Consider the following 23,499-nt stretch of genomic DNA (forward strand, 5'->3'; position numbering starts at 1 on the left):
TCTTCAAAGGCCTTTGAAAACGCCAGGCCTGCGCTCCACCAGCGAGCGCACACCTTCCTTGGCGTCTTCAGTGGCCAGCAACTTCTTCACCAGTGGCGGCAAGCTCTTAGCCGCCGCAGTTTCTCCTTCATAGCGCGCCTGACGCGCCGACATCAGCGTCGCCTGCACGCCAAGCGGCGCCTGCCGGGCGATGCGCTCGGCCAGTTCGATGGCACGCGGCAGCAGATCCTCGCTGGCCATGACTTCCTGCACCAGGCCCAAGCGTAGCGCATCATGGGCATCGAATTCGTCACCAGTCAGCAACCAGCGCATCGCGTTGCCCCACCCGGCGATCTGATGAAAGCGCAATGTCGCACCGCCGAACGGAAAGATCCCGCGCTGTACTTCCATCTGCGCGAACCGAGTGTTGCTGGCGCACAGGTTGATGTCGGCAGCGAGCATCAATTCGATACCGATGGTCAGGCAATAACCCTGCGCGGCCACGATCACCGGTTTGCTGACCCGTGGCCCGACGAACACGCCCCAGGGATCGCAACCACCGGGGGGAACCTGCCAGCCCTGGGCGAGGGCAGAACTGGCATTGACCAGATCGAGCCCGGCGGTGAAATGTTCGCCGTGCCCGAATACCACCGCCACCCGTGCGTCACTGTCGGCCTCGAATTCGCCGTAGGCCAGGGCCAGGTCGTTGAGCAGGTCGAGGTCGAAGGCATTGCGCTTGGCGGCGCGGTCCAGGCCGATCAAATGCACGTGACCGTGGCGCGCACGGCTCACGCGGCCGGGGCAGGGCTGATTCATGGGTGTTTCCTCGCAGGGGAAGAAAGGGTGCAGCGACCAGATGCCGCACGTCGGTGAATCGTTTAAGCGCCATCGCCCGCAGGGCCGGGGTCTTTGAAAAATAGACCTTTGCCCGATTATCCGCAAAACCCCGTTACACGGCGGTGACAACTGTATTTCGCCGATAAAAAAAGCTCCCTTTTTGGGCAAATTCCGGTATAGTGCGCGCCGGCCTTTAACCGGGCCGCGTTTAGGTAGCGCAATTCCCCGAAGTCAGCTTCGGCTGCACGTCCGCACTGCGGGCTCTTCCTTGACGATTCTTTTTCATTCATTCGTTTTCGCAAATCCCCGCCGACAAAGCTGCCAGGGCGACTCTTGAGTCTCAACACGGCATGTGCAGCTTTGGAGCATGGGTCTTTGCGGATGCACTTAGAGGCAGACCCATGACCCAGGAAATCGGCGGCTTCGCCGCTCTTGAACTTCATCCCAATATTGTCGCTGCAGTAGTCGCTACCGGCTATGAAGAGCCTTCGGCCATTCAGCAGCAGTCGATCCCGATCATCCTCGCCGGTCACGATATGATTGGTCAGGCGCAAACCGGTACCGGTAAAACCGCTGCCTTTGCCCTGCCTATCCTGCACCGCATTGATCCGTCCAAGCGCGAGCCGCAAGCTCTGATCCTGGCCCCAACTCGTGAGTTGGCGCTGCAAGTTGCAACCGCTTTCGAAACCTACGCCAAGCAAATGCCGGGCGTGACTGTTGTGGCTGTCTACGGCGGCGCGCCGATGGGCCCACAATTGAAAGCAATCCGTAATGGCGCACAGATCGTTGTCGCCACTCCGGGCCGTCTGTGCGACCACCTGCGTCGCGACGAAAAAGTACTGCAGACCGTGAACCACCTGGTTCTCGACGAAGCAGACGAAATGCTCAAACTGGGCTTCATGGACGACCTCGAAGTCATCTTCAAGGCCATGCCGGAAACCCGTCAGACCGTATTGTTCTCGGCGACCCTGCCGCAATCGATCCGTGCCATCGCCGAGCGTCACCTGCGCGATCCAAAGCACGTGAAGATCCAGAGCAAGACCCAGACCGTTACCGCGATCGAACAGGCTCACCTGTTGGTTCACGCTGACCAGAAGACTTCTGCCGTTCTCAGCTTGCTGGAAGTGGAAGATTTCGACGCTCTGATCATGTTCGTGCGCACCAAGCAAGCGACCCTGGATCTGGCCAGCGCCCTCGACGCCAAAGGCTACAAAGCCGCAGCGTTGAACGGCGACATCGCCCAGAACCAGCGTGAGCGCGTCATCGACTCGCTGAAAGATGGCCGTCTGGACATCGTTGTAGCGACCGACGTAGCCGCCCGTGGTCTGGACGTTCCGCGCATCACCCACGTGTTCAACGTGGACATGCCGTACGATCCGGAATCCTACGTGCACCGTATCGGCCGTACCGGCCGTGCCGGTCGCGAAGGCCGCGCGCTGCTGCTGGTGACTCCGCGTGAGCGCCGCATGCTGCAGGTAATCGAGCGTGTGACCGGTCAGAAAGTTGCCGAAGTGCGTCTGCCGGACGCCCAGGCCGTTCTCGATGCCCGCATCAAGAAACTGACCAACAGCCTGTCGCCACTGGTGGCTGACGCCGAATCGACTCACGGTGATCTGCTGGATCGCCTGACCGCCGACATCGGTTGCACCCCGCGTGCCCTGGCTGCCGCACTGCTGCGCAAGGCCACCAATGGTCAGGCGCTGAACCTGGCAGCGATCGAGAAGGAACGTCCACTGGTGCCGAACAGCGCTCCACGTGGCGACCGTCCTGAGCGTTCCGGTGATCGTCCGGACCGTGGTGACCGCGAGCGTCGTGCTCCGATGCCATTGGGCGAAGGCCGTGCCCGTTGCCGTACCGCGCTGGGCGCGCGTGACGGTATCGCGGCGAAAAACCTGCTGGGCGCCATCCTCAACGAAGGTGGTCTGGCACGTGAAGCCATCGGTCGCATCCAGGTGCGTGACAGCTTCAGCCTCGTCGAGCTGCCGGAAGATGGTCTGGACAAACTCCTGACCAAGCTGAAGGACACTCGCGTTGCCGGCAAGCAACTGAAACTGCGTCGCTACCGCGAAGATTGATCCGCCTCTGGGCTGATTGATCGAACATAAAAAATCCCCGACTGGTTCGGGGATTTTTTTTGCCTGCGATTTGAGTCGGGAATGAGCAGCTCAGCCGAAGCGGTAGATGTCCATGCCCAGCGCGCCCATGGTGAAACCTTGATGGGCGATGCTGAAATCACTGCCAGCGCCGCGGGCAAAGTACAGCGGTAGCAGATGTTCATCACTTGGATGGCTGCGCACGGCGTTCGGTGCCTGCTGGCGGTAATCGTGCAGGGCGGCTTCGTCGTTGGCGGCGAGCCTGTCGACTATCCAGTCGCGGAATTCCCGGGCCCACGGCTCGACGCTTTCCGGGCCGGCGTGCCAGTCCAGCTCCCGCAGGTTGTGGGTGATGCTGCCGGAGCCGATCAACAGAATGCCTTGATCGCGCAGACTGGCCAGCGCCTGACCGACGCGGTTCTGCAAGGCCGGGCCGCCACGGCTGGGCAGGGAAACCTGAACCACCGGGATATCGGCCTGCGGGTACATCAGCGACAGCGGAACCCACACGCCGTGATCGAACGGTCGTTGTGGATCGAGACGTGCGGGCAGGTCGTTGGCGGTCAGCAGGTCGGCAACCTCGCGGGCCAGTTGCGGATTGCCCGGTGCCGGGTACTGAACTTCAAACAGCGCACGGGGGAAGCCACCGAAGTCATGCCAGGTTTCCGGTTGCGCATGGCTGCTGACCAGCAGCTCATGGCTTTCCCAATGGGCGGAAACGATGACGATGGCTTTCGGGCGTGGCAGTTCGGCCGCCAGCCGCGCCAGGGCCGGGCCGCTGGCGCCGGGCTCCAGCGCCAGCATGGGCGAGCCGTGAGAGATAAACAGGCTGGGAAACATGGAAGGGTTCCTGAGCGTTAAGATGGCTCATCTTCAGTCAGTTCATTGATCTAATTCCAATATAAGTTTTAACGCCTTTTGATCGAATTCTTAGGAGGATGCATGCAGCCGGAGTTTTGGCACAAGAAGTGGGAATCGAACCAGATCGGCTTTCACCAGCCTGAGGTGAACCCGTATTTGCAGCGGCACTGGCCCGATCTGGCCATCCCGGCGCAAGCGCGTGTGTTGGTGCCGTTGTGCGGTAAAAGTCTGGATCTGCTGTGGCTTGCCGGCTGTGGTCACCAGGTGCTCGGTGTCGAGCTGTCGGAGAAGGCTGTGGAAGACTTCTTTCTTGAGCAGCAATTGCAGGCGCAGGTGAGCGAGCAGGGCGACTTCAAGGTTTATCGCGCCGGGTCGATCGAGTTGTGGTGCGGGGATTTCTTCTCGCTGACGGCGGCTGACGTGGCGGGCTGCACCGCGCTGTATGACCGGGCGGCAGTGATTGCCTTGCCGCCAGCGATGCGCGAGCGTTATGCGGCGCACTTGCAGGGACTTTTGCCGATATGCCGAGGGCTGTTGGTGACGCTGGATTATGACCAGTCGCAGATGCCCGGGCCGCCATTTTCCGTAGACGATGCCGAAGTGCAGCGTTTGCTGGGCAGTACCTGGCGCGTCGAGATGCTGGAAGAGCAGGATGTACTCGGTGACAGCTGGAAGTTCGTGCAGGCCGGCGTTACGCGGCTGGAGGAACGGGTTTACCGGATTTCCGGACAGTAATCGACAGGCAAAAAAAAGGCCCGCATCACTGCGGGCCTTTTGGTTGGTGCGCCGGTTTGATCAACCGCGACGACGCAGGGCGTCGATACGCTCTTCCAGCGGCGGGTGGCTCATGAACATGCGGGCGAACCCTTGTTTGATGCCACCGTTGATGCCGAAGGCGTTCAGGGTGTCAGGCATGTGCACCGGCAGGCCCTGTTCGGCGCGCAGACGTTGCAATGCGTTGATCATCGCGCCCGTACCGGCCAGGCGTGCACCGGCATCGTCAGCACGGAACTCACGTTTACGCGAGAACCACATCACGATCGCGCTGGCCAGAATACCCAGCACCAGCTCGGCGAAGATGGTCGCGATGTAGTAGGCCATGCCCTGGCCTTCTTCGTTCTTGAAGATCACCTTGTCGACGAAGTTGCCGATGATTCGTGCAAAGAACATCACGAAGGTGTTCACCACGCCCTGGATCAGCGCCAGGGTGACCATGTCGCCGTTGGCCACGTGACCGATCTCGTGGGCCAGCACGGCCCGCACTTCATCTTCCTTGAAACGTTCGAGCAAGCCCTGGCTGACCGCGACCAGTGCGTCGTTCTTGTTCCAGCCGGTAGCGAAGGCGTTGGCTTCGTAGGCCGGGAAAATCCCGACTTCAGGCATCTTGATCCCGGCTTCCCGGGACAGTTGCTCGACGGTTTGCAGCAGCCATTGTTCGTGGCGGGTGCGTGGCTGGGTGATGATCTGGGTGCTGGTGCTCATCTTCGCCATCCACTTGGAGATGAACAGCGAGAACAGGGAGCCGGCGAAACCAAAGACTGCACAGAAGACCAGCAGCTGACTGAGGTTGAGATCAACCCCGTTGGCCGCCATGAACCCGTTGAAGCCGAAAAGGCTCAGGGTGATGCTGGCTATCAGCACGACCGCCAGGTTAGTGGCCAAAAACAGCAGGATGCGCATCATGGTTGTAGAAATCTCCTCAAGCTAAAGATGTAGCGTACTGCGGGGTATATAAGGTGCGGCACCTGGCGATTCAACCGAGTGACTATTTCAAACTGTGTCCTACACCGGATTCGTCGGGCATGGGACATTTCCCACCGCCGGATCCGCTATGGATGACAGGCACGCGGCACCCGGTCTCATTGCGTCAGGCACGCATGATTCGTATGAGTCGAAAGTGTAGAAGGTGCTGGAGGAGGGGCGGAGCAGAAGTGTTGCTGAATCAGACAGTGCGCAACGTTCGGGCCGTTGCGCACTGAGCGCCGGTTACTGGCGGTAGGACTTGAGGAAGTTGCCGATGCGACCGATGGCCATGTCCAGGTCATCGACCCGCGGCAGGGTGACCACGCGGAAGTGGTCAGGCCACGGCCAGTTGAACGCCGTGCCTTGCACCACCAGCAGCTTCTCGGAGAGCAGCAGGTCGAGCACGAACTTCTCGTCGTTGTGGATCGGGCAGACTTTCGGGTCGATCTTCGGGAACGCGTACAGCGCGCCCATCGGCTTCACGCAGCTCACGCCGGGAATGTCGTTGAGCAATTCCCAGGTACGGTTGCGTTGTTCCAGTAGGCGACCTTGCGGCAGCACCAGATCATTGATGCTCTGATAGCCACCCAGAGCGGTCTGAATCGCATGCTGGCTCGGCACGTTTGCGCACAGGCGCATGTTGGCCAGCATGTCGATGCCTTCGATGTAGCTGTGGGCGTTGTGTTTCGGCCCGGAAATGGCAATCCAGCCGGAGCGGAAACCGGCCACGCGATACGACTTGGACAGACCGTTGAAGGTCAGGCACAGCAGGTCCGGTGCCAGCGAAGCGGTGCAGATGTGCACGGCGTCGTCGTAGAGGATCTTGTCGTAGATTTCGTCGGAGAACACCACCAGGTTGTGCTGACGGGCCAGTTCCAGCATGCCCAGCAGTACTTCCTTCGAATACACCGCACCGGTCGGGTTGTTCGGGTTGATGATCACCATCGCCTTGGTGTTCGGGGTGATCTTGGCCTTGATGTCGGCCAGGTCCGGGAACCAGTCGGCGCCCTCATCGCACAGGTAATGCACCGCGTTACCGCCGGCCAGGCTCACGGCAGCGGTCCACAGCGGGTAGTCCGGCGCCGGCACCAGCACTTCGTCGCCGTTGTTGAGCAGTGCCTGCAGCGACATCACGATCAGCTCGGACACGCCGTTGCCCAGGTAGATGTCTTCGATGCCGACACCTTCGACCTGCTTCTGTTGGTAGTACTGCATCACCGCCTTGCGCGCGCTGAACAGGCCTTTGGAATCGCTGTAGCCCTGGGCGGTCGGCAGGTTGCGGATCACATCCTGGAGAATTTCGTCCGGCGCCTCGAAACCAAAGGGCGCCGGGTTGCCGATGTTCAGCTTGAGGATGCGGTGGCCTTCCTCTTCCAGGCGTTTGGCGTGCTTGAGCACCGGGCCGCGAATGTCGTAGCAGACGTTGGCGAGCTTGTTCGATTTGCTGAACTGCATGGCGATGTGATCCCGAAAATGAACGATCCAGGCGGCGGGTGGACAACCGTGCTGGGAATCCTGCGTCTTCACACAGGCAAGTGTCTCGAGCGGCGGTTTCCAACAATCCGTTTGAATGCGCAGGAACCCGCTGCCAGACTGGCGTGTGACGAGGCGCAATCATACGTGCCGCCCGATCCGTGGAAAAGGTACAGATCGGGCTTTTTCAGCCGCTGAGGTGTGATGATGGAAAAGATTGAAAAGACCCTGGAAGAATGGCGGGCGATGCTCGACCCCGAGCAATACAACGTGTGCCGTCTCAGTGCTACCGAGCGACCGTTCTCCGGTAAATACAACGCTACCAAGACTGACGGTATCTATCACTGCGTCTGCTGCAGCGAGCCGTTGTTCGATTCCAAGACCAAATTCGATTCCGGTTGCGGCTGGCCAAGCTTCTACGCGCCGATCGGCGAGAGCGCCATGACCGAAATCCGTGACACCAGCCACGGCATGATCCGCACCGAAGTGAAATGCGCCAAGTGCGATGCGCACCTGGGCCACGTATTCCCTGACGGTCCGCCGCCGACCGGCCTGCGTTACTGCATCAACTCGGTGTGCCTGGACCTGGTGCCGCGCGAGTAACTGATACGGGCGATCCACGGGTCGCCTTTCGAATAATTAAATTGCACACAATTCAATTGCTCGCTATTTTTGCCGTCTACCCATTTTTCAAGAGTGCGCACCATGAGCGATAACCTGCTGAACATTCCGTGCACCACCATCAAAGGCGAGCAAAAGACCCTCGCCGATTTCGCCGGCAAGGCAGTGCTGGTGGTCAATACCGCCAGCAAATGCGGTTTCACGCCGCAGTACAAAGGCCTTGAGGAACTGTGGCAGACCTACAAGGATCAGGGCCTGGTGGTGCTGGGCTTCCCGTGCAATCAGTTCGGCAAGCAGGAGCCGGGCAACGAGGGCGCCATCAGCGAGTTCTGCGAGCTGAACTACGGTGTCAGCTTCCCGCTGTTCAAGAAGATCGAAGTCAATGGTAACGGCGCGCATCCACTGTTCGTGCATTTGAAGAAACGCGCGCCGGGCGTGCTGGGCTCCCAGGGCATCAAGTGGAATTTCACCAAGTTCCTGATCGGCAAGGACGGCCAGTTGGTCAAGCGCTTCGCCCCGGCCACCAAGCCGCAGGATCTGAGCCGCGAGATCGAAGCCCTGCTCAAATGAACAGCCTGTCCGCCGATTCGCTGAAGCTCGACAGTCAGCTGTGCTTCAAGTTGTATGCCGCATCGCGGGCGGTGATCCGTGCCTACAAACCGATGCTCGATCAGCTTGGCCTGACCTACCCGCAATACCTGGCGATGCTGGTGTTGTGGGAATGGCAGCAAACCGCGCCGGAGCAACCGACGGTCAAGGCGCTGGGTGAGCGTCTGGCACTGGATTCCGGCACGCTGACGCCGTTGCTCAAGCGTCTGGAGCAACTGCAACTGGTCCAGCGTCAGCGCTCGGCCCGTGACGAGCGTGAGGTTCATCTGAGCCTAACGCCGCAAGGGCAGACGCTGCGTGAACAGGTCGGGCCGTTGAAGGCGCGGCTGTTGTGCGACAGCGGGGTGGATCTGGACCGGCTCAATGACTTGCGCGACGGTCTCGATCACCTGCTGGGGCAGATCAAAGCACTGTCGTAGTCGGAATCCACTGGTCCAGCAGCGCCGCCAGCTCTTCACGGCGGAACGGCTTGGCCAGGTAGTCGCTCATGCCCGCCGCCCGGCAACGTTCGCGTTCCTCGGACATGGCGTTGGCGGTCAGGGCGACGATCGGCAGATGCGGCCAGCGTCCGCTTTGGCGGATCTGGCGGCTGGCTTCGTAGCCGTCCATCACCGGCATATTGCAGTCCATCAGCACCAGATCGAATTCGTCGTGTTCCAGCTGATCCAGCGCTTCCACGCCATGGGCGGCGACTACAACGTCGCAGCCGAGTTTGCCCAGCATGCCCTTGGCCACCAACTGGTTGACCGGGTTGTCCTCCACCAACAGCACCCGACCGCGCCGCTGCGACGGCACGTTTTCGAGGCGTGCGCGGTCGATGGTGGTGAGGTCCGGCAACAGTGTCCGGCGCAGATTCTGATACAGCGCGTTGCGAGCCAGCGGTCGGGCCTGCTGCTGCAACGGGGCGAGGGCGGTGGCTTCTTCACCCGGCATGAAGCTGCCATAAGCGGTCACCAGCAGAATCGGTGCCGTCATCGCCGGGCGCAGGCCGAAAAGGCATTCCGGGCAGTCGGTGATGATGACGTCGGGGGGCAGGCCGAGCAGTGGGTCGTCGAGGGTTCGTTGTTCGTAGGTCAGCCCCCAGACCGGCAGCAGACTTTCCAGCAGCTCCGCCAGCCCGCTGACCGCGTTGGTGATCGCCAGCACCTTGCCGTGCAACGGTGGCGGAATCACCGCGCGGGTGTGGCAGGGCAGTGGCAGTTCGGCGCAGAACTGACTGCCAAAACCCACTTCGGAACTGATTGTCAGACGCCCTTGCATGGCTTCGCACAGGTTGTAGGTCAATGCCAGGCCCAACCCGGTGCCGCCGTACTGGCGGGTGATGCCGGCACCCGCCTGGGTGAACGGCTGGAAAATCTTCACCTGCGCTTCCTGGGCAATGCCGATGCCGGTGTCGCAGACTTCGATCCGGACGCCGTCCTTCCAGGTGGACAAGCGCACATCGACCCGACCGAAACGGGTGAATTTCAGCGCATTGGACAGAAGGTTGCTGACGATCTGCCTGACCCGGGTCGGATCGCCGAGCACCAGCGCCGGGAAGTACGGATCGATCAGGCAAGTCAGTTCAACGCTCGGCGCTGCGTTCTGCGACAGCAGGTTGGCGGTGTCTTCGATCAGCGAGCCGAGATCGAACGGAATGTGTTCAAGTTCCAGTTGCCCGGCATCGAATTTCGACAGGTCGAGAATATCGTTGAGTAGCTCTACCAGCACTTTGCCCGAGTCGTGGGCGATCGACAGTTGTTGCTGCTGTTCGGCGTTGAGCGGGCCGTCGAGCGACAGGGCGATCATCCCGAGCAGGCCGTTGAGCGGGGTGCGGATCTCGTGGCTCATGTTGGCGAGAAAGGCCGAACGCGCTTCGGCCATGTCCAGTGCCGTGCTGCGGGCCACTTCCAGTTCCTGGTTGGACTGGCTGAGCCGTGCGTTGATCGCCTTGAGCTCGGCGGTACGCGCGGACACGATGTCTTCGAGTTGCGCGAGGTAGTCGGTGAGGCGGTTTTCCGCATTGCGCCGCTGCTGGATTTCCGTGGCGATGTTTTCGAACTGCTGGTTGGCAACCTTGACCAGCACGCCGATCTCGTCGTTGGCGTGCCCGCCCGGACATTCCAGGGTCGTCGGCTCGGCGCTGCGCGGGTCGCGGCCGCTGAGTTCGCGGATCACCCGCACCAGCGGTTTGGTCAGCATCACGTAGAACAGCGCGAGCAGAATCCCGGTGAGAATCAGGCTGCGGGCAAACCCGTTGAGCAGCGTGACCTCGGCCCGGCGCAGGAAGCGGCTGCCGAACGCGTAGGTGTCGACTTCCAGTTTCAAGGTGCCAAGGGATTCGTTGGGCAAGTGATCGAGGTAGAGGCGGTCTTCGAACTGGCGTTTGGCGCCGAACAGGAAGTCGCTGATCATCCGGTAGCCGCTTTGCAGCTCCGGGCGTTTGACGTTGGCCAGCACCGTCTGATTGTTGTCGGTCAGTTGTGCGGAAATGATCGCCGGCGAGCGCAGCAGGCCCAGGGTCAGTTCCTGCGCCAGTTCGGCATCGATGTTGTAGGCGATGCGCGAGGCCGGGTTATGGCTGATTTCCAGCAAAGACAGGATTTCACGGTTGATGGACGCGTCTTCACTGGCATAATCGATGCCGATTTGCAGCAGGCTGAGCAGCGTGCCCAGAATGAACCCGACCAGCACGGTAAGCCGGGCCTGTTTGTACGACAGCCGGTGGGTGAATTTGATATCCATGGGGTGTTGAACCACTTCCGTTTCCCTTCGCTGCTCAAGCATAGTCGATCATGCACGGATTCCGGGGTTCCCGAAGCGCCTTGTAACAAGGCCCGGGACAGGTTTCGAACGCTGTCTGTCGTCGCTGCACCGCCATCATCACTGTGAACGAGCCCGAGGAGAAGACGTGGATTCCCGATTGAATGCTTTTCTTGAACGCGCCGAGTCGGTTCTGGCGCGGATCGAACCACTGCTGCCGGCTCCACGCCCGGTCATCGACTGGGGTACCTGCCTCGCCGCACGCTGGCAGCGTGACGGTCGCAGCGGTTATCTGCTGCCGCTGGAAGTCAGCCTCGACATGCGCTTGTCGGACCTGATCGGCGTCGATCGGCAGCTGGAGCAACTAGGCCGCAACACTCAGCAATTCCTCGATGGCATGCCGGCCAACCATGCGCTGCTGTGGGGTTCGCGCGGTACCGGTAAATCGTCGCTGGTCCGTGCGCTGCTGGCAGAGCATGCCAAGGCCGGTTTGCGCCTGATCGAAATCGAGCGCGATCACCTGGCGGACCTGCCACGGGTGGTGGAGCAGATCGCCAAGCTGCCGCAGCGTTTTGTGCTGTTCTGCGATGACCTGTCGTTCGAGTCCGGCGAAGGCGACTATCGCGTGCTGAAAAGCGTGCTGGACGGTTCGCTCGAACAGGCGCCGGATAACGTGTTGCTGTACGCCACTTCCAACCGTCGCCATCTGGTGCCGGAAAAGGAAAGCGACAACGAAAACTGGAAGCGCGTCGATGGCGAGCTGCATCCGAGCGAGGCGGTTGAAGACAAGATCGCGCTGTCGGATCGCTTCGGCCTGTGGCTGTCGTTCTATCCGTTTACCCAGGAACATTTCCTAAACGTCGTCGAACACTGGATCGGCCAGTTGGCCGCCAAGGCCGGCCTGAGCTGGGAGCGCGACGAACAACTGGACATTCTCGCCGTGCGCTGGGCAACCGGCCGTGGCAACCGCAACGGACGTTGCGCGTACCAATTCGCCCGTTACTGGGTGGGACTGAAATTGTTGGAGCACAAGGCATGATTGATTTGCAACAGAGCGGCCAAGGCCTCGAAGGCTATGGCATGTTGGCCGCGCAACTGGAATCGCTGCTGGCGGACGAGCGCGATTTCATCGCCAACGCCGCGCAGTTTTCGGCGTTCCTGTTCAACCAGCTCGATGACCTGAACTGGGCTGGTTTCTACCTCAATCGCAACGAAGAGCTGGTGCTCGGCCCATTCCAGGGCCAGATCGCCTGCGTGCGCATTCCGTTCGGTCGCGGTGTGTGCGGCGCGGCGGCTGCCAGCCTGCAGACGCAACGGGTCGAAGACGTTCACGCGTTTCCTGGCCATATCGCTTGCGACAGCGCGTCGAACAGCGAGCTGGTCGTGCCATTGGTCAAGGACGGTCGCCTGATCGGCGTGCTCGACCTCGACAGTCCGAAGCTCGCGCGTTTCGGTGCCGACGATCAGGCCGGGATCGAACAACTGGCGGCGATCTTCCTGCGTCTGACCGACTGCTGATCACGCCGCCAGGCCTGCCTTGAGCAGCACGGCCGCCGGGTCCACGGCATCGATCTGCCGTGGATCGAGAAACCGCGTGGCGTACTGCAGATACACGCCATCGCGGATGAACAGCCCGAACAACTCCGCATCGATGTGCGCCTCGCGGCACATGGTGGCCATGATCCCCAGCGCTTCACTGAGGGACTTGGCTTTTTTGTACGGGCGATCGGCAGCGGTCAGGGCTTCGAAAATATCGGCAATCGCCATCATGCGCGCCGGCAGGCTCATGTCTTCGCGCTTCAGGCGCTTGGGATAACCGGTGCCATCCATCTTTTCGTGATGCCCGCCGGCGATTTCCGCGACGCTGTTCAGATGCCCGGGGAAGGGCAGGTGGCTGAGCATCAGGATCGTCTGCACCATGTGGTGGTTGATGATGTAGCGTTCCTCGCGGGTCAGGGTTCCCCGGGGAATGCTCAGGTTGTACAGCTCGCCGCGATTGTATTTGTACGGTGGCACGTCGAGCTTGAAGCCCCACGGATTGTCCTCGGGAATCAACTCGCCTTCGGCGCGTTCCAGCAGATGTTCGGGCTTGTCTGCCAGCAACGGTTCGGTGACCGGCAAGGTCGGTGCCGGGGTGCGTGACTGACGCCGGTTCTCTTCCCATGACAGGCCCAGCCGATCATCCAGCGTGCGCGTCCATGGGCGTTTCGCGATGCCTTGCAGGCGTTGCAGGTCGGCCTCGGCCATCGCTTCACTGCCCAGATTACAGTGGGCGACGAATGCAAAATCATCATCCAGTGCTGTCAGGGTTGCGTCGCGCAGCTCGGCCAGTTGCCGTTCTTCGCCGCCCATGGCCAGGGCTTGCCAGTAGCTGACCCAGGCATCGCGCTTGAGCACTTCGAAGCGGGTGCGGATTTCGTGCAGGCGATCGTTCAGGGTTTCCAGTTTGGTGGCTTTGTCGACCACGTATTCCGGGGTCGTGACCTTGCCGCAATCGTGCAGCCAGGCGGCGATGTGCAGGGCCTCCCATTCGTCTTCGTTCGGCTGGTAATCGCTGAAGGCCGGCGCCTCACTGGCTGCGGCGGCATGGGCGAGCATCAGGGTCAGCTCCGGCACGCGCTGGCAATGCCCGCCGGTATAAGGACTCTTGGCATCGATGGCGCCGGCCAGCAGTTGAATGAACGCATCCAGCAGTTGCTTCTGCCGGGCTTGCAGGCGCTGGCTTTCGATACTCACCGCCGCTGCCCCGGACACCGCTTGCAGGAAGGCAATGCGGTCGGGCCGCAGCTTTTCCAGATCACTCGCCGTGCCGCTGTCATTGATCAGCAGCACCAGCAGGCCGACGGTCTCGTTGTGCCGGTTATGCAGGCGGATACCGATCAGATGCACCCTTGGCGACTCCATGGCCAGCAGCACTTTCTGCAGGTCGGTGGCCTGTTCGAAACCCAGATTGCTCACGACGGTGTTGGCGTTCGCCAGTTCCCGAAACCATTCGGGGCCCTGAGTAGCGTCAAGATTGCGCCCCTGAATATCGAACGCGGCCAGGGCTTGTGACGCGCCATCCACCACCAGTCCGTAGGGCTCCATCCGGTTGCCATCATTTTCGCGAAGATAAATCAGGCCCGCCTGGGCCTGGGCGATCTGCACGGTCTCGAACAGGACTCGTTGCAGCAACGGGGCGAAGCGGGTTTCGGCGGTCAGGCTGTCGGTGATCCGGAAGAAACTGGCCAAGGTGTCCTTCATGCGGGCCATCGACAGACTCAACTGGTCGACCTCCAGCACCGGTGATCGACGGGTCACGGGAAAATTGAAATCGAAACTGCGAATCGCATCGGCCTCCTTGACCAGCGCATGCAGCGGCTTGACCAGAATCCGCGAGATCAGCCACCCGAGCGGCAGGCACAACAGCAGGGTGGCCAAGGTGATCAGCGCGCCTTGCCAGCGCATGCGATAGGCGTCGACCAGCAACTCGTCCTCCGGCACCAGCAACGCCATCTGCAAACCTTTCGGCCCGCCTTCCTGCAACTGGCTGCGGGCGACGATCCATAGTCGGCCGTCGGCCTTGAGCCGATTGCCCTGATGGCCGGACAACAAGGCGCCAAGGGCGGGGCTCAAGTCGGCAGCCTTGGCCAGACGCGCCGTACGGTCATCGACGATCAGCCGGCTGCTGTCGGGGTAGGCCACGGCGTTGCCTTCGGCGTCGAACAGGACGATTTCCGTGGCCGGTGTCACCACGTGTTTGATCAGGGTTGCGGAGAGTGCGTCGAGGGTCAGGTCGGCGCCGATCACCGCGTCATCACCGCTGCGTCGGGCCAGCGTCGTGCCGACGTTGTGGGTGGAGAAAAAGACGTAGGGTTCGGTGGTGATCTGTTCGGTCTGTTGCCGCGCGTTGATGTACCAGGCGCGGCTGCGAGGATCATAAGGATCGTCGGGGTTGTCCTGCCGGCCGACCGGAGACAGTGCCTGGTCGAAGAACAGCGACTGCGAATGCGCCTGACCGCTGGCGTCGTGTTCGATGCTCCAGACCTGAAACGCCGCGGCGTCCGGTGCCTTGAGCAGGGTTTTCAGCGCCGGCGTGCGCAAAGGACGAACCATGAAAAAATCGCCGTTGCCATAACCCAGGTACAGCGAGGCCAGATCCGGGTTGTCCGTCAGGGACTGACTGAACGGCTTTAGCAGCGCCAGGCGCTGTTCGAGGCCCGAGGACCGGGCGGCGGGGGTCTCCGCCAGCAGGCTCAGCAGGTGTCGAATCGGTTCATAAGTGGCCTGCAGATCAAGGCGCACATCCTGCTCGATACGGTTGAACAGTTTCTCGCTGCTCGACAGGATGATCTGAGTGGTCTGTCGATAGTTGAACAGACCCAGCACCACCCCGGTGAGCAACAACAGAAAGGTGAACATGACGCTGATGTGCACATGCAGCGGAAACCGGCGTTGTTCCGGGCGCAGTGGGCTGGGCATTGCGGACTCTCCGTTTAGGTAAGCACACTGCTCAGCGTCCAAGCATAGTTAAGCCCCGGTCACTTTGCTCTCGCTGATCCGGTTCAGTTGCTGTTCCAGTGCCTGCTCCAGTTCCAGGATGGCGAGACGGCTGGCCTGGCAGCGACGCTCGATCTCATCCCCCGGCTGTGCTTGCAGGCACGCCAGCTCAAGCGCATCGCAGCTGTCGATCAGGCGCGAGGCTTGGGCAATGCGCGCGGCGCCCTTGATCTTGTGGGCGATGACGGCCAGCGCGGGAGGATCCCGGGTGAGGGACAGGGCCTGCAATTCCTGCCGGTCAAGACGACTGCTGTTGAGCAGTTCTGCCAGCAAGCGGTGAGTCTGGGACGGGTTGCCACCGGTCAGCAGCGTGAGCCCTTGCAGATTGAACACCGGCGCACGGAACAGCGGCTGAATACTGCCGACCCATTGGCTCAGGCTGTTCAGGCTCAGGGGTTTGAACAGACACTCGTTCATGCCGGCCTGTTTGCAGCGCAGGATCTCCTCCGGCTGGGCATTGGCGGTGAACCCCAGCACCGTGCAGGCCGGACGACGGGTGATTTTTTCGTGCTGACGAATCGCCCGGGTCAGCTCGTAACCGTTCATGACGGGCATGTTGCAATCGGCGATGACCAGATCGAATTCGCCATTTTTCCATTGTTCCAGCCCGCGCAAACCATCTTCGGCGATACAGAAACGATGGCCGAGGTATTCAAGCTGTTGGCACATCAGCAGCCGGTTGGCCGGGTGGTCATCGACCACCAGAACCGTCAACGGAATGAGGGGGGCCTGAATCTGTGGTTCCTCTTCAGCTCTCGCCACTTGCGCAGGCAGGATCGCCACCGGCAGAGAAACAGTGACCTGAGTGCCGATTCCGGGGAGGCTGCTCAACCGCAGTTTTCCACCCATCATCTCGCACAGGTTGCGGCTGATGACCAGCCCCAGTCCCGCACCACCGACGGTTCGCTGCCCGCCGTTGCCGGCCTGGGCGAAGGGTTCGAACAGGCGCGACTGATCCTGCGTCGTGATCCCGATGCCGCTGTCCTGTACGGTCAATTGCATCACCGAGCGTTCGGGGTCGTCCGTGGGTAGAACGTCCAGCGTGATTCTGATGTGTCCTGCTTCGGTGAACTTGATGGCATTGCTGATCAGGTTCGACAGCACCTGCTTGAAGCGCAGCGGGTCGAGGTGTACATCGACATTCAGTTCAGGGGGAGAGACGGACACGGTCAGTGAGAGCTGTTTTTGCCGGGCGAGACCTTCGAAGATTCTGACCACCGAGCCGACGGTATCGATCAGGTTGATTCGTTCGGGGTTCAGGCTCAGCCGCCCGGATTCGATGCGCGCAATGTCCAGGATGTCGCCGATAAGGCCCAGCAAGTCCTTGGCGGAGTGGTAGGCCGTTTCGATGCCCGAGCGATCCGGATGAGCCTGATCCATGCGCTTGAGCGTCAACTCGAGCATGCCGATCACGGCGTTCATCGGGGTGCGGATCTCGTGGCTCATGGTCGCCAGAAACGTACTCTTGGCCCGGTTGGCATCGTCTGCCCGTTCCTTGGCTGCGCGAAGTTCGTCGAGCAGTTCGCGGCGCTCACTGATGTCGATCCAGCCGCCGATGATTCCCTGGACTTCACCGCTGGAGTCCCGGTACGGCAGGATCCAGTGATAGATCGTCAGGTGCCGGTTGCCGATCTGCAAGGGCCGGTCGAGCACCAGCGGTTTACCCTCGGCCACTACCCGCTGATAGTCGGCCTGATACGTCAGGGCCTCGAAAGCATTGTTCAATGCACCCTGCATCACGCTTTTGCCAATGACGTCTTCGCGCCGGGCATTGAACGCCTGGAGATAGCTGTCATTGCAACTTTGCAGGACGCCCTGGCGGTCACGCACGTAGATGGGGTGGGGGGTGCCGTTGACCAGTGAGCCCATGAATTCCAGCTGGTCATTCAAGGCCCGTTCGGCCGCCTTGCGTTGTCTGATCTGGCGGCGCATGTAGGCATTCCACAACAGCGACAGCAGCAACAGCAGGCAGGCGCCGCCGATCACTTGATAGAAAAAACGCTGGTATTGGCGCCAGGTGCCTTGTGAAACGCTCGAGTATCCCCGCCAGCGCCCGTTGATGATGCCCAGTTCTTCGGGGGTGATGCTCATCAGCGTCTTGTCGATGATCGAGCCCAGCTCCGTGTTGTCCCGGGCGGTTGCCAGCGAGAAAGCCGCCTGACGTGTGCCGATGGTGGTGGTGATCTGCAGTGGCTGTTCAAAGATGCGGGAAGTAATGAAGTAGTTGGCGATGACCAGCGAGTTCACGGCGCCCTCGACCTGACCTTCGTCGAGCAGTGCCACGGCGCTGAAGGTGTCCGGCGTTTCGATCAGCTGAATACGCGGAAATTCGGTGCGCAGATATTCGATCATCGGATTGCCTTGGGCAATCGCCAGCCGCTTGCGTTTGAGCTGGCCCAGGTGTGTCGGGCTGTCGGCCGCTTTTCGGGTCAACAGCACGTAGGAGTTTTCCAGGTAGGGACGGCTGAAGGTCAGGGTTTCTTCGCGTTGGGTGGTGGGCAGCAGGGCGGCAATCAGGTCGGCCTGGTGATTTTCAATCTGCTTGATCATCTCGGCATCGCTGCGGCTGCGGCGTATCTCGAAACGCAGACCGGTGCGCAGGCGAATGAGTTCGAGCAGGTCGGCACTGATGCCGCGAAAGTTGCCTTCACTGTCGAAGAACGTCAGCGGAGCGAAGGCCTCGTTGACGACCACACTCACCACCGGATGCTTTTTCAGCCATTGTTCTTCGCGTCGGGTCAGTTGCAGCTTCTGGTCGGTGAGCAGTGTGTCGCTGCCGACGCTCCAGCGTTTGGCGATGTTTTCGCGCTCGCTGCCCGGGACAGCCTTGAGCACGGTGTCGATGATGCCGGTCAGTTGCGCGTTGTTGCGATGCACGGCGAAGCTGAAACCGTGGGCCTCGTGCTTGCCGAAATTGGCCATGCGGATGTTGTTCAGGTAACCCTTGCTGATCATGTAATGGGTGGAGATGGTGTCGCCGAGAAACACGTCCGCCTGATCGAATGCGACCGCGTTGATTGCGTTCTGGTAGGACGGATAGGACGTGATGAGGGCTTTGGGATACATCGCCTTGACCTCATCCAGCGGCAGGTAGTGATAGAGCATGCTCAGCCGCAGACCGGCCAGGCCTTCGGTCAGCGAGCGGGTTTCGCCTTCGCGGGTCACCAGCACCGGCTGGTCGACTGCATAGGGTCGTGACAACACGATGTCAGGGTTCTCCGCTTCGAAACCGTTGGACGTACCCAGGATGTCGATGCTGCCGTCGATCAATGCCCGGATCGCAGCTTCTCGCGAAGCGAAGCGCCTGACCTTGACCGGCAGGCCGGTCGCCTGGCCAATCAGTCCGGCGTAATCCGCCGTGAAACCCTCGAAGTCGTGACCGCTGGTGGTCATGTCGAAGGGCGGATAGTCGGGAGCTGAGGCTCCCAGAATCAACTCTTTGCGAGTGTGCAGCCACGCCGCTTGTGATGGCTCGAACAAGACCGGTAGCGATCGATCGGTCGAGCGCGCGAGCAGGGCAAAGTCCTGAAAAGTGGGCGATGCAACTGTGACAGGCGCGCTGAGACTCAGGCATGCACTCAATGCAATCAGAAAATTCTTTAAGCGACGGGGCATGTTGGCTCTCACACGAGTGCGTTACGTTTGGCCATTTCGATAAGTTCTACAAGGGACTTGGCTTTCAGTTTTTGCATCAGGCGTTTTTTATAAGTGCTGACGGTTTTATTGCTGAGAAACATGCCTTTGGCAATTTCCTTGTTGGTGCGCCCTTGGGCAAACAGTTGCAGGACCATCAGTTCCCGGTCATTGACGGATTTGAAAAGTTCAAGTTCTACATAGCGCACATCATCGTGACGAACAGGATTCAAAGCCTGGCTGGGAAAGTAGTTGTAACCGGACAGCACAGCTTTGATTGCACTGACCAGTTCACTCAGGTCTTCCTGTTTACACACATACCCCGACGCACCTGACTGCATGCAGCGGATGCCGAACAGGGTCGGGCATTGTGCGGTCAGCACCAACGTCTTGAACGGCGAACTCATGGAGTTGAAGCGGGCCAGGACCTCCAGGCCGTCGAGCTTGGGAATGCTGATGTCGAGGATGATCAGGTCGGGCATGCATTCGCGAACCATCTGCATGGCATCGACACCATTATCGGTTTCTCCGACGACTTTATAACCTTCATGCTCCAGCAGCATTCGAACGGCGAGGCGGATGACCGGGTGATCGTCGACAATAAAAACGGAGTTCATAATCAAATCCCATACGAGCGCAAATAAAGGGCGAACCTTAGCTCAGATGAATGAACGCACGCATGAACTGACAGGGCGTCAGCGGCAATCAAGGAGAAGTCCTACAAATAAAGAGGAATCAGACTACGTGTTAACTAGGTTTGACGTAGGTAGAGGCGTGAGATGTTCAAGCGTTGTACTTGATTAATTTGGCAGATGCGCAGGAAAAGTTTGTGCGGTCAAGGTTGAAGCTATTATTCGTTGTTTGTTTCTGTCTTCTTGAAACTATAAAAAAGGAAGACTTGTCTTTTCGCCGCTACTGCACCAGACCCGACCGATCCATTGCAGATCGGTCGGGCGGCAGGCGTCAATGACTGGAACGTCCGGTCATTTCCAGCGCCATGTCGCTGGCGTAGCTGTCGGTCATGCCGGCGATGAAGTCGATCATGCGCAGGAACGACGCGTGCAAGGGGCCGTGCGGATCCGGCGCATTGTTGCCCAGCAGATCGAGAATCCGGCGGCTCTTGAACGACGGCGTGCGGCCGTTGTGCTGTTCCAGGGCCGCACCGCAGAAGGCGTTGAGCAAAATCTCCAGGGTCGTGTAGGCGCCGATTTCGTGCAGGGTCTTGCGCTTGTCCTGGAAGATTTTCTTGCGGGCGATGTCCTTGGCGTTTAGGACGCAGCGTTTGGCGGGACCGTGCATATGCTCCACCAGATCCCCCGGCAGCGTACCGGCCAGCAGCGCATCCTGTTGTTCGACGAAGGCGCGGGCCGCAGCGTTGGTCAGGTGCTCGATGGCCTTGCCGCGCAGGATTGCCAGTTTGCGCCGGCGCGAATCCTGCGGGCCGAGCTGGCGATAGGTTTCCGGCAGGTCATCGCCGACCAGACCGAGCAGCAGCGACTCGACTTCGGCGTAATCCAGCAGCTCCATTTCCAGGCCATCTTCCAGATCGATCAAGGCGTAGCAGATGTCGTCCGCCGCCTCCATCAGATACACCAGCGGATGGCGCGCCCAGCGTTGCTCTTCCAGCTGCGGCAGACCCAGCTTGTGGGCGATCTGTTCGAGCAACGGCAGTTCGCTCTGGTAACAACCGAACTTGTGCTTTTTGTAACCGAGGGAGTCGGCGTGACGCGCGGTCCACGGGTACTTCAGGTAAGTGCCGAGGGTGGCGTAGGTCAGCCGGGTGCCGCCGTCGAACTGGTGATACTCCAGTTGCGTGAGTACCCGGAAGCCCTGCGCATTGCCTTCGAAGTTCAGGAAGTCACCGCGTTCCGCATCACTCATCGCATCCAGCCAGCCGCGTCCGGCAGCCTGCTGGAACCAGTGACGGATCGCATCTTCGCCGGAGTGGCCGAATGGCGGGTTGCCGATGTCGTGCGCCAGGCAGGCCGACTGCACCACCATGCCCAGATCGCTCGGCTCGCACCATTCGGGCAAGGCGCGGCGCAGGGTTTCGCCCACGCGCATCCCCAGCGAACGGCCGACGCAACTGACTTCCAGCGAGTGGGTCAGGCGCGTGTGAATGTGGTCGTTGCTCGACACCGGATGCACCTGGGTCTTGCGCCCCAGGCGGCGGAAGGCGCCGGAGAAGATGATGCGGTCATGGTCTTTATGGAACGGGCTGCGGCCAAGTTCCTGCGGGCTGTGCAATGGTTTGCCGAGACGTTCGCGGTTGAGCAGGGTATGCCAATCCAAGGCTGATTCTCTCCGTCTGGTGACTGATTCCCTAGCTTCCCGGTTCAGGCTGGCATCTGCAAGCGCAACTACAAGCCCGCCGCATCGATGTCGATCAGCAGCAGGCGCTCGCCGTTATCGAAAAACTGTCCGGCGGTCAGGCAATACTGGTTGCTGGTGGCGTCGCGATAGGTGTTGGAAAGGGTCAGGCGTCGTTCTTCCCAGCCTTCGGCCAGCAGGTGATAGAAGTACGGGCGCCATGACCAGTTGTGGCCCAGGTAGCGGTTGTCGGCCACCCAGCCGCTTTGTCGCCATTCCAGGTTCGGTGTCAGCTGAGTGCCGTGACGGTCGCACTGATAAAAGCGCAGCAGCCAGGGAAAGGCGTCGAGCTGCGGCAGGGCACTGAGCGGGGCGCGGGCCTGGGCCCAGGTTTGCAGGATGGTCATGAGTTCGCTGAGCTGCTGGCGCATGAACATCAGTTTGCTGCGTTCGGCCAGCTTCTGGCGCACATAGGACTGGCGCAGCTCGGCGAAGCGTTCAACGAAGTCATCCGTACCAAAAAGCGCCTCCTGCGCGCGGGCGAACAGAAAACCCTGCACGTAACGCGATCCGCACTCCAGCGCGAAATTCAGTTGCGCCGCGGTTTCCACGCCTTCGGCAATGATCCAGCAGCCAGTCTTTTCGGCCATTTGCGCGAGGGCCTTGACCACGTCACTGCTCGGTCCGCCAAGTGCGGCGGCCTGGAACAGGCGCATGTCGAGTTTGAGAATGTCCGGTTGCAGCGCCAGCACGCGATCGAGCTGGGAATAACCAGCGCCGAAATCGTCGATGGCGATCCGTGCGCCGGCATCGCGATAGCGCGCTACGACTTCGCTCAGGCGCTGGCTGTTACCGCCAAGCTCGGTGATTTCGAAAACTATCCTTTGCGGGTCGATGCCATGCCGGGCGAGCTGTTTCAGGCTCGGCAGCGCCTGGTCGGCACGCAATCGACTGATCCAGCGCGGTGACATGTTCAGGCTGAGAAACCAGTCCGGCGGTGCCTCGTGCAGTCGACTTAGCGCGTTGTCGCGAATCTGCCGGTCCATTCGGCGCAGCGCGATGGCCGGGGTGCGCGGGTCGGCGAACAGCGGTCCGACCGACGCCAGTTGGCCATCGGCCTGGCGCAGACGACCCAGTGCCTCGACCCCTGCAATGCGTCCGGTGGCGGTATCGATGAAAGGTTGAAAGCAGGCGAGCGGTTGCCCGTCGATCACGGGGCCTCCTTGTCGTTCTTGTTCTGGTCGAATTCTGCCGGCCGGATAGGCAAGCGGGATTGAACCTCCGGATAAGAGATTCAATCCCGCCGGTATTGCAAGAATGCAGCCAGATGCGAGGGATCAGCGCTTGCTCGAACTCTGCATGACCAGTTTGATCAGCGGAGCGAGGCTGGTGCCCAGGCGGATCAGTCGGGTCAAGCCGCCGACACCTCCGCTCTTGGCCCCTTTTCCCGTGATGAAACCCAGCAGCGTCACGGCCGCCACGCCCCACAACGGCGCGTGCTTGATGCCGAACCCGCCCTGCAGGTTTTGCGTCATGCCACGCATGCGCTGCAGAGGTTGCAGGACCTGGCCGGTTTCGTGGCGGATTTCCTGACGATGCATTTCCATGCGCAGACGGATCAGTGCCTTGCGCATTTCACGGCGAGAGCTGTTGTGCGGAAGTTCAGGCAGGCTCATGGCAGCAGGCGCTCCCGGTCATTGGCCAGTTCTTCCAGCGTGCCGTGGAAGGGCGAGGATTCATCGAAGATCGCGGCCTTGAGACGCAGCGCGCAAAAGATTGCCGCCAGGGTGTAGAACACGCACAGCCCAATGATTGCGGCCAGGCGATAGGTGTCCCAGAACACGATCAGTACGAGGGTCGACAGGCCGACCAGCAGCAGCAGCGCAAACACCAGCGCCAGGCCGGCGAACAGCAACAGACTGACGGTGCGTGCTTTCTGTTCCTGCAGTTCGATGCCGAACAGTTCGACGTGGCTGTGCAGCAAACCGAGAACGGCAGCACCCAGACGGCGTGTGGAGGAGGCGGTGCCCGAGTCCGGGCCGGATTCACCGATCGACAT

19 protein-coding genes are annotated in these 23,499 nt (G+C 60.8%); 7 read left to right on the forward strand and 12 right to left on the reverse strand.

Going from position 1 to position 23,499, the window contains the following annotated elements:
- Positions 1-3 precede the first annotated feature (3 nt).
- Entirely contained in the window at positions 4-795 is a 792-nt protein-coding gene (locus K5E37_RS23505; RefSeq protein ID WP_007955706.1) for a crotonase/enoyl-CoA hydratase family protein, read from the reverse strand.
- Positions 796-1,217: 422 nt separating this feature from the next.
- Here K5E37_RS23505 and K5E37_RS23510 point away from each other — a divergent pair, with 422 nt between their 5' ends.
- The gene (locus K5E37_RS23510) at positions 1,218-2,891 is read left to right on the forward strand and encodes a DEAD/DEAH box helicase (protein ID WP_007955707.1); all 1,674 of its coding nucleotides are present in this window, start codon (positions 1,218-1,220) and stop codon (positions 2,889-2,891) included.
- Positions 2,892-2,981: 90 nt separating this feature from the next.
- Here the strand turns inward: K5E37_RS23510 and K5E37_RS23515 are convergent, their stop codons facing one another.
- On the reverse strand, positions 2,982-3,749 hold the full coding sequence (locus K5E37_RS23515; RefSeq protein ID WP_221535303.1) for a class III extradiol ring-cleavage dioxygenase: 768 nt from the start codon (positions 3,747-3,749) through the stop codon (positions 2,982-2,984).
- Between the two features lie 102 nt (positions 3,750-3,851).
- Between K5E37_RS23515 and K5E37_RS23520 the strand changes: the two genes are divergently transcribed.
- Positions 3,852-4,505, forward strand: coding sequence for a thiopurine S-methyltransferase (locus K5E37_RS23520; protein ID WP_221535304.1), 654 nt, complete (start codon positions 3,852-3,854; stop codon positions 4,503-4,505).
- 60 nt (positions 4,506-4,565) lie between these two features.
- Here K5E37_RS23520 and htpX read toward each other — a convergent pair whose 3' ends face one another.
- The gene (gene htpX, locus K5E37_RS23525; RefSeq protein WP_007955710.1) at positions 4,566-5,453 is read right to left on the reverse strand and encodes a protease HtpX; all 888 of its coding nucleotides are present in this window, start codon (positions 5,451-5,453) and stop codon (positions 4,566-4,568) included.
- Between the two features lie 303 nt (positions 5,454-5,756).
- On the reverse strand, positions 5,757-6,968 hold the full coding sequence (locus K5E37_RS23530) for a pyridoxal phosphate-dependent aminotransferase (RefSeq protein WP_007955711.1): 1,212 nt from the start codon (positions 6,966-6,968) through the stop codon (positions 5,757-5,759).
- A gap of 225 nt (positions 6,969-7,193) precedes the next feature.
- On the opposite strand from K5E37_RS23530, the gene msrB reads away from it, so the two are divergent.
- The 3 genes from msrB to K5E37_RS23545 all read left to right on the forward strand — a co-directional run bounded on the left by msrB (position 7,194) and on the right by K5E37_RS23545 (position 8,635).
- Positions 7,194-7,589, forward strand: a complete 396-nt coding sequence (msrB, locus tag K5E37_RS23535; RefSeq protein WP_007955712.1) for a peptide-methionine (R)-S-oxide reductase MsrB — start codon at positions 7,194-7,196, stop codon at positions 7,587-7,589.
- A gap of 102 nt (positions 7,590-7,691) precedes the next feature.
- The gene (locus K5E37_RS23540; protein WP_221535305.1) at positions 7,692-8,177 is read left to right on the forward strand and encodes a glutathione peroxidase; all 486 of its coding nucleotides are present in this window, start codon (positions 7,692-7,694) and stop codon (positions 8,175-8,177) included.
- A complete protein-coding gene (locus K5E37_RS23545) occupies positions 8,174-8,635 on the forward strand; it encodes a MarR family winged helix-turn-helix transcriptional regulator (protein ID WP_085607136.1) in 462 nt (153 codons plus the stop codon). The genes K5E37_RS23540 and K5E37_RS23545 overlap by 4 nt, the downstream gene beginning before the upstream one ends.
- On the opposite strand, the gene K5E37_RS23550 is transcribed toward K5E37_RS23545, so the two are convergent.
- Positions 8,619-10,982, reverse strand: a complete 2,364-nt coding sequence (locus K5E37_RS23550; RefSeq protein ID WP_409348075.1) for a response regulator — start codon at positions 10,980-10,982, stop codon at positions 8,619-8,621. The genes K5E37_RS23545 and K5E37_RS23550 overlap by 17 nt on opposite strands.
- Before the next feature lie 124 nt (positions 10,983-11,106).
- On the opposite strand from K5E37_RS23550, the gene K5E37_RS23555 reads away from it, so the two are divergent.
- Entirely contained in the window at positions 11,107-11,997 is an 891-nt protein-coding gene (locus tag K5E37_RS23555; protein ID WP_007955716.1) for an ATP-binding protein, read from the forward strand.
- The gene (locus tag K5E37_RS23560) at positions 11,994-12,476 is read left to right on the forward strand and encodes a GAF domain-containing protein (protein WP_011335287.1); all 483 of its coding nucleotides are present in this window, start codon (positions 11,994-11,996) and stop codon (positions 12,474-12,476) included. Before K5E37_RS23555 ends, K5E37_RS23560 begins: the two co-directional genes overlap by 4 nt.
- Here the strand turns inward: K5E37_RS23560 and K5E37_RS23565 are convergent, their stop codons facing one another.
- The 7 genes from K5E37_RS23565 to K5E37_RS23595 form a co-directional block, all read right to left on the reverse strand.
- A complete protein-coding gene (locus K5E37_RS23565) occupies positions 12,477-15,419 on the reverse strand; it encodes an HD domain-containing phosphohydrolase (RefSeq protein WP_221535307.1) in 2,943 nt (980 codons plus the stop codon).
- 48 nt (positions 15,420-15,467) lie between these two features.
- Positions 15,468-19,112, reverse strand: coding sequence for a transporter substrate-binding domain-containing protein (locus tag K5E37_RS23570; RefSeq protein ID WP_221535308.1), 3,645 nt, complete (start codon positions 19,110-19,112; stop codon positions 15,468-15,470).
- Between the two features lie 8 nt (positions 19,113-19,120).
- Complete coding sequence (locus K5E37_RS23575; protein WP_007955724.1) at positions 19,121-19,747, reverse strand: response regulator transcription factor; 627 nt, start codon at positions 19,745-19,747, stop codon at positions 19,121-19,123.
- A 346-nt stretch (positions 19,748-20,093) separates the two neighbouring features.
- Positions 20,094-21,422, reverse strand: coding sequence for a deoxyguanosinetriphosphate triphosphohydrolase (locus tag K5E37_RS23580; RefSeq protein WP_085607127.1), 1,329 nt, complete (start codon positions 21,420-21,422; stop codon positions 20,094-20,096).
- Between the two features lie 68 nt (positions 21,423-21,490).
- The gene (locus tag K5E37_RS23585) at positions 21,491-22,654 is read right to left on the reverse strand and encodes an EAL domain-containing protein (RefSeq protein WP_085607125.1); all 1,164 of its coding nucleotides are present in this window, start codon (positions 22,652-22,654) and stop codon (positions 21,491-21,493) included.
- Positions 22,655-22,777: 123 nt separating this feature from the next.
- A complete protein-coding gene (locus tag K5E37_RS23590; protein WP_064598290.1) occupies positions 22,778-23,116 on the reverse strand; it encodes a hypothetical protein in 339 nt (112 codons plus the stop codon).
- Positions 23,113-23,499: a phage holin family protein gene (locus K5E37_RS23595; protein ID WP_007955728.1), complete on the reverse strand. Its 387-nt coding sequence runs from the start codon at positions 23,497-23,499 to the stop codon at positions 23,113-23,115. Before K5E37_RS23595 ends, K5E37_RS23590 begins: the two co-directional genes overlap by 4 nt.

It is taken from the genome of Pseudomonas sp. RIT778, from assembly GCF_019718735.1.
Lineage (GTDB): Bacteria > Pseudomonadota > Gammaproteobacteria > Pseudomonadales > Pseudomonadaceae > Aquipseudomonas > Aquipseudomonas aphyarum.